This window comes from Idiomarina zobellii (genome assembly GCF_900100855.1).
In the GTDB taxonomy this organism is placed as follows: domain Bacteria; phylum Pseudomonadota; class Gammaproteobacteria; order Enterobacterales; family Alteromonadaceae; genus Idiomarina; species Idiomarina zobellii.
The window spans coordinates 1-6,089 of record NZ_FNCB01000026.1 but is presented as its reverse complement, the minus strand read 5'-3'; the positions used below and the strand labels follow the sequence as shown (position 1 = coordinate 6,089).

Sequence of the window (6,089 nt, the reverse complement as noted above, 5' to 3'; positions counted from 1 at the left end):
CTGATGTTTTTTAACCAGTTGCGGCTCAAACGAGCCGGCTCTGTCGCGGGGCGTATCAAGTTCAAAGCTGCCGGCCGGACTCTTGACTGTTTTTGACGTCGAACCGTTCTTGCGGTTAGATTGCTCTTTATCACTGAGATGCTCTTCAAGCTCAGCCTGCATCGCGGCTTCGGTGAGTTGTTTAATAAGCGGTGTCAGGATGCCGTCTTTGCCGGTGAGGTCTTTGCCTTCACGCAACTGCTTTAAAGCGGCATCCATGTCGAAATTGGTTTTGGTCATATGTCATCTCTTTTTTGCTTAGTTTAACGAAATGACACAGAATTCTGAACACTACCCTGCTTTCTGAGCTTTAGTTTTAAAATCTTTGCTCAATCCTTCGGCTGTTCTTACCTCAAGAGCTGTCTCCGCTTGCCGTATTAAATCTTTTGCCTTTTCGAGATGTATGTCTTGTTGGCTTTCAAACTCTTCCAGTCTTTCCTCGAAGTTTCTTGATGTTTCAGCTTGCTTTTCAAGCTCTATTTCTCGGTTGTCTATTTTTGCTGCAAATTGACCTATGCTCTTTGAGTAGTTCGAAATCTGCTCCTTTATTTTTTCAACTTCGGCGGCTTTCTTTTCAAGAGCGTTTAACGTCAATTGTAGACTTTCTTCTCGTGACTCTAATGCAGCTGCTTTTTGTTCTAGTTCATAAGCGCTTTCCTTGGCACCTGCAACCAGGCTCCAGCCACTTCTTAAGTTCATACCCCTAAGCATCCGGATCAGTTCGGAAAGGTTTTTAAAGAGCAGGTCAATTCTGTCATCTTTGGTATTTTTAATAAGTGTTTCAATTTTACTGGCAATTGCCTGCCGTTCATCGCGTTCAACCAGCATTGAAAATGTGTGTCTAGAGCGAGTCAGAGATCTCAGTGACAAAATTAAATCTTTGGCTACATCCATTAACTCGCCGATAGAGATCTCATCGTCACCAAAAGGGTCGCCCTTGTATTTTTTGCGACTTACTTTTTTGAGAGAATTTTCAAACGTTGTGAGCAGAACATCCAACTCTTCCCTGGAGATAGTTTGCTTAGCCATCTAGCTTGTCCTTATCGCAAGAAAATTAATCATCAGCGGAAAGTAGCTCACCCAGTCCAACTACTAGAAAGCACTTCCGCCTGCTTTAAAATCAGTTCGACGGCTGCAGGTGCGCGGTCGGGAGGGTACTTGTATCGGCGCAAGGTTCTGCGTACCAGAATTCGAAGTTTTGCCCGAACACTTTCGCGGACTTGCCAGTCTACGGTAGTGGATTTTCGTAGTTTGTCCGTAATTTCGACGGCAATCTTCTTCAGTGTGTCGTCGCCCAGTTCGCGAACAGCGCTTTCGTTTTCGGCGAGGGCGTCGTAGAAGGCAATTTCATCGGGGTTTAGACCCAGGGCTTCGTCACGAGCCAGCTCTTCCTGAAATTGCTTGGCCATGGCGATGAGCTCTTCGATGACCTGAGCTGTTTCAATGCCTCGGTTGTTGTACTTCCGTAACGTCTCCTGCAGGCGCTCAGCGTATTTTTTCTCCTGTACCACGTTGTTGCGTGTCTTCGCCTTAATGTCGTCTTTAAGTAGCTTCTCAAGCAGTTCTACGGCAAAGTTCTTGTAAGGCATCTGCCGCACATCTTCCAGGAACTCGTCAGACAATAACCCGATGTTTGGCTTATCCAGTCCGCACAACGCAAATACATCAGAGACGCCCTCAGCGCGAACGGCATTGTCTAAAATCTGCTTCAACGCTGAGTTCTTTTCTTCTTGCGTGAGCTTTTTATCGACACTGGTGAACTTAGTAATGGCGGTTTTTACCGACGTTAAAAACGCCACTTCTTTTTGATATTTCTGCGCTTCGTCCAGCGTGCTGCACAATGAAAATGCCTTATTCATGGCTAGTACTGTGTCCAGAAAGCGCTTTTTACCGCCCTCAAGGCTAAATATGTAATTGGCCGTTGCTAACAGTAACTCTTTTGGATTGTCCTTATAACTTTCGCCGTTATGATTAGTGTAATCAAAACCTTCCGCGTTCGGACCTTTGGCAAACATGCCATGAATGACATCTAGCTTTTCCAGTAGCAGTGCAAAAGCTTCCTCGGCGCTGTGTGTCGGTTGCCCTTTACCTTGCGAATCGGTGTAGGTTTTAAGCGCTTGTTTCAGCTCGTTAGCAATACCGATGTAATCAACAACCAGGCCACCGGGTTTGTTCTTAAACACGCGGTTTACCCGGGCAATGGCCTGCATCAGGTTGTGCCCTTTCATTGGCTTATCGACGTACATTGTATGGCAACAAGGCGCATCGAATCCGGTCAGCCACATATCACGCACAATGACGAGTTTCAGCGGATCGTTAATGTCTTTAAAGCGCTTCTCCAGCCGCTTTTTGGTTTGCTTATTGTAGATGTGTGGCTGCAACAACGGCTTGTCTGACGCAGAGCCGGTCATGACGATTTTAATCGCGCCTTTTTCAGGGGCAGGGTCGTGCCAGTCAGGGCGTAACTTCACAATTTCGTTGTACAGATGCGCACAAATATCGCGGCTCATCGCCACAATCATGGCTTTGCCTTCAATGCTTTTTGCGCGGGTTTCGTAGTGGTTAATCAGATCTTCAGCTACTTGCGCCAAACGAGGGCCAGAGCCCACCAGTTTTTCCAAGCGGCTCCATTCGCTTTTGGTTTTCTCGCGGGCACCCACGTCCTCTTCGTCTTCAACCACCTCATCGACCTGATCAGAGAGCTCTTCGATAACATCCTGGTTGATGTCCAGCTTGGCAAGGCGTGATTCGTAATAAATGGGGACCGTAGCGCCGTCGTCCACCGCGTCCTGAATGTCATAGATGGACACATAGCTGCCGAACACGGCGCGGGTGTCTTTATCTTCACTGGCAATGGGCGTACCGGTGAAACCAATGAACGAGGCGTTGGGTAAGGCGTCGCGCATGTGCTTTGCGTAGCCAAACTTATATTTTCCGTCCTTTTTCAACGTGGCTTTTAAACCGTACTGGCTACGGTGTGCCTCGTCCGAAATCACTACAATGTTGTGGCGGTCATTTAAAATAGGATGGCCGTTTTCATCTTCCAGTAACGCGAACTTTTGTACCGTGGTGAAAATAATTCCGCCGGACTCGCGCTCGGCTAACAGCTGTCGAAGTTTGTCCCGATTATCTGCCTGCACCGGCTCTTGTTTGAGCAGATCCTTAGCGGCACTGAAGGTTGCAAACAACTGACCGTCTAAGTCATTGCGGTCGGTAACGACAATAAGAGTGGGGTTATTCATTTGCGGTTGCTGCAGCAGTTTTCCGGCGTAACAACACATGGAAATGCTTTTGCCTGAGCCTTGTGTGTGCCAGACAACACCGGCTTTTTTGCTACCAGGTATTATGTCATCGGCGTAGGTTGCGCGTTTTTCTGCAACTTCATCCAGACTTTGCTGCTCTGCTGCAACAACGGTGGCGCGAACGGCTTCGCGTACCGCATGGAACTGATGATAACCCGCTATTTTCTTAATGAGGTTGTCGGCGTCGTTTTCGAAAATAACAAAATAGCGAATGTAATCTAACAACAGCTCACGTTTAAAAAAGCCGCGAACCATGGTTTCCATGCGCCATTCCAGCAAAGGCTTGTCGTCTTCGTGGTTGACGGTGCGCCATGGCATAAAACGCTCTTGGTTAGCGGTTAAAGAGCCAACTCTTGCATTGTAGCCATCACTGATAACCAAGGCTTCGTTGTAGGCAAATAAGTCTGGGATCTCGTCTTTATAGGTTTGTATCTGGTTAAAGGCGTCCCAAATACTAACGTTTTCAGCACTCGGGCTTTTAAGCTCGATAACTGCGACTGGTAGGCCGTTAATAAAACAGATGATGTCCGGCCGACGCAGTTGTTTTGAACCTTCAATAGTAAATTGATTAATGGCCCGAAAGCGATTGGCTTCCAGGTCGCCAAAATCCATTAAAAACGCGCGGTCATGAATGACCTTATCCTGCTTTTTGTATTCAACCGGTACGCCGTCAATAAGCAAGCGATGAAACTCACGGTTGTTAACAACACAGTCCAGGCTGTCGGGTTTGCGGACAACCGCAACAACTTGCTCGATGGCGCTGTCGGGTAGGTGCGGGTTAATGCGACGTAAAGCGGCTTCAAGATCAGCGAACAACAGAATTTGCTTATAATCGACTCGTTCCGGGTAGGGGCCGTCATGGGCAATATCAGGACCATGGGCAATTTCCCAGCCATCCTCGGCAAACCATTCCAGGCATTGTTGTTCTAACTGGTCTTCGGTCATTCCATTAGTCCTTTAATTGTACTTTGCCTAAATTACCTTAAAGTAATTGACAGGTAAAACATCTTGTTTATACTAACCCGTAATACGCCCGGCGCCTCTTCGCAACTTTGTTGTGTACGCGTCGGCTCTCATTTCAGGCCCCACACTGGCCAAGACTCCCAGTTATCAACCACCCCAAACTCGCTAATTTTTATTGCGTTATTTTCCGGTTCGGGGAAGCTTTCAACAATAGTGTCAAATCGCTTATTCCATGTCGAATTAGGACTTATTACTGCGAGTAATTTTTGCATAAGGCAAAAGTAGAAGAATGGGCGTGAGTTATTTATCTTTTGCCAATGTTCGTAATGAGGAACGGGAGCTCGCTCGAGAACGTTGATGTTCCAAAGCCTACTGTGGTGAGCGCAAACATTACGTATAAAGTTTAAACTTCTTAACCATTTACTAAAATCATGGCCACTGGGAGCACCATACTTCTCAGCTATTTTATCTTGATGCTGTACCTTCATGCCTGAGTAAAGCATCGACATCATGCCGAAGTCCCACACTTCAATAGCAACCCAAATTGGTATTCCTTCATAGTTCTTTTTGTAGTGTTCAATAAATGGCTCTCGTCTAGCTCGCCATATGGCTCTTTCGTACTTTTCTAACCAGACTTGGTGCTCCGTTTTACCTTTTGCAGGCCCTTTCTTTTTAGCCTGTTTACTAAAGCGGCCATGCAAGCATTTTGGGTTCTCATGCGCATAACAGTCTATTTCGCCTAGTAAGTGAGCAATGTCGACTCGTACTGCCATTTCTATTCGTTCTAAGGCATCTAGCGCATGAAGCCGGAGTCGCTTATCGAAAATATATAAATCAACAATATCCCGAAAGTGCGAGCCATTAATAAACTCATCATAACGGATAGGTATATCCAATTCTTGGTTGAAGTGCGTTGATATTTTGCGAAAGGGGTACCAATACCCACTTAGCCGGTAGTAACCCAGCTTTTCCAAGTAACTTCTTGCTATTTCAGGTTCATCAATTGTCATACCACGGTCGGTTAGCAATTCTAACTGCTGACCTAATGATATCCAGGGTTTTTGTTGCCGAGGCATATTAATTATCTCTTGAGTTCATTATATCCAATGACTGCTTCAACGCGCTTTTACTAACCATCCGGAATTTCCGGATGGTTGATTGCGAGTGTTCATAATTACCGAATGTCCTGATTATCTGCGGGGGACTTAGCCAATCGCTCCAGCAGAGTCAGCATAGCATCTTTTGGCCATAGCACCGTCTTTTGACCTTTTACTGAGCGTGGCGTGTCGGCGAGCCAGGCGCCGGCGTTATAGCCGGTCATGTCGGCTATATTCAGTCGGTCGTAATAAAGTTGATGCTCGAACTCGTCTTTCATTCGGTTCAGCGTGCCCTGAACGGAGCGGCTACAGTCGCTATCAACTTGCAGTGGGCGAAGGTATTTATCGGCCGTTTCAAGGGGCCTTGTTGAACAAATAGCGGAACTTTCTCAGTTAGCGTTGATCAGATCGCCAAACCACGCTGATACTAGACACCGCAATGAGCAAAGCAAAATACCGAGTTAAAAACTGGTCTGAATACAACAAAGCCCTTAAACAACGAGGCTCAGTGACGTTCTGGCTGGACGAGAAAGCTATCGCTCAGTGGTGGCATGATACACCAAACGGCAAACGTGGCAGAGACCTGACATACAGCGACCAAGCTATCGTCACGTTCATGATGCTTCAGGCTGTGTATAAACTCAGCTTGCGCAGTACCGAAGGTTTCTTAAACTCCTTGTTTAATTTG

General features: G+C 46.6%; 6 protein-coding genes. 1 reads left to right on the top strand and 5 read right to left on the bottom strand.

The window, feature by feature from the left end; all coding sequences use genetic code 11:
* The 5 genes from BLT32_RS12665 to BLT32_RS12645 form a co-directional block, all read right to left on the bottom strand.
* On the bottom strand, window positions 1-279 hold a 279-nt coding region (locus BLT32_RS12665), incomplete at its 3' end, for a transposase (protein ID WP_176764966.1).
* A gap of 51 nt (window positions 280-330) precedes the next feature.
* The gene (locus tag BLT32_RS12660) at window positions 331-1,068 is read right to left on the bottom strand and encodes a hypothetical protein (protein WP_053954622.1); all 738 of its coding nucleotides are present in this window, start codon (window positions 1,066-1,068) and stop codon (window positions 331-333) included.
* 47 nt (window positions 1,069-1,115) lie between these two features.
* Window positions 1,116-4,286: a type I restriction endonuclease subunit R gene (locus tag BLT32_RS12655; RefSeq protein WP_053954623.1), complete on the bottom strand. Its 3,171-nt coding sequence runs from the start codon at window positions 4,284-4,286 to the stop codon at window positions 1,116-1,118.
* 128 nt (window positions 4,287-4,414) lie between these two features.
* Window positions 4,415-5,380, bottom strand: coding sequence for an Abi family protein (locus tag BLT32_RS12650; RefSeq protein ID WP_053954624.1), 966 nt, complete (start codon window positions 5,378-5,380; stop codon window positions 4,415-4,417).
* A 98-nt stretch (window positions 5,381-5,478) separates the two neighbouring features.
* Window positions 5,479-5,778 carry a DUF6933 domain-containing protein gene (locus tag BLT32_RS12645; RefSeq protein WP_407716542.1) on the bottom strand — a complete coding sequence of 100 codons (300 nt, stop codon included), beginning with the start codon at window positions 5,776-5,778 and terminating at the stop codon, window positions 5,479-5,481.
* A 62-nt stretch (window positions 5,779-5,840) separates the two neighbouring features.
* Here BLT32_RS12645 and BLT32_RS12640 point away from each other — a divergent pair.
* Window positions 5,841-6,089 (top strand): transposase (locus tag BLT32_RS12640; protein ID WP_176764964.1); only part of this gene is annotated, 249 nt, incomplete at its 3' end.

Bases quoted from the DNA above. Each gene is read 5' to 3' on its own strand.
- BLT32_RS12660 (WP_053954622.1), bottom strand. From the start codon at position 1,068: ATGGCTAAGCAAACTATCTCCAGGGAAGAGTTGGATGTTCTGCTCACA.
- BLT32_RS12655 (WP_053954623.1), bottom strand. From the start codon at position 4,286: ATGACCGAAGACCAGTTAGAACAACAATGCCTGGAATGGTTTGCCGAG.
- BLT32_RS12650 (WP_053954624.1), bottom strand. From the start codon at position 5,380: ATGCCTCGGCAACAAAAACCCTGGATATCATTAGGTCAGCAGTTAGAA.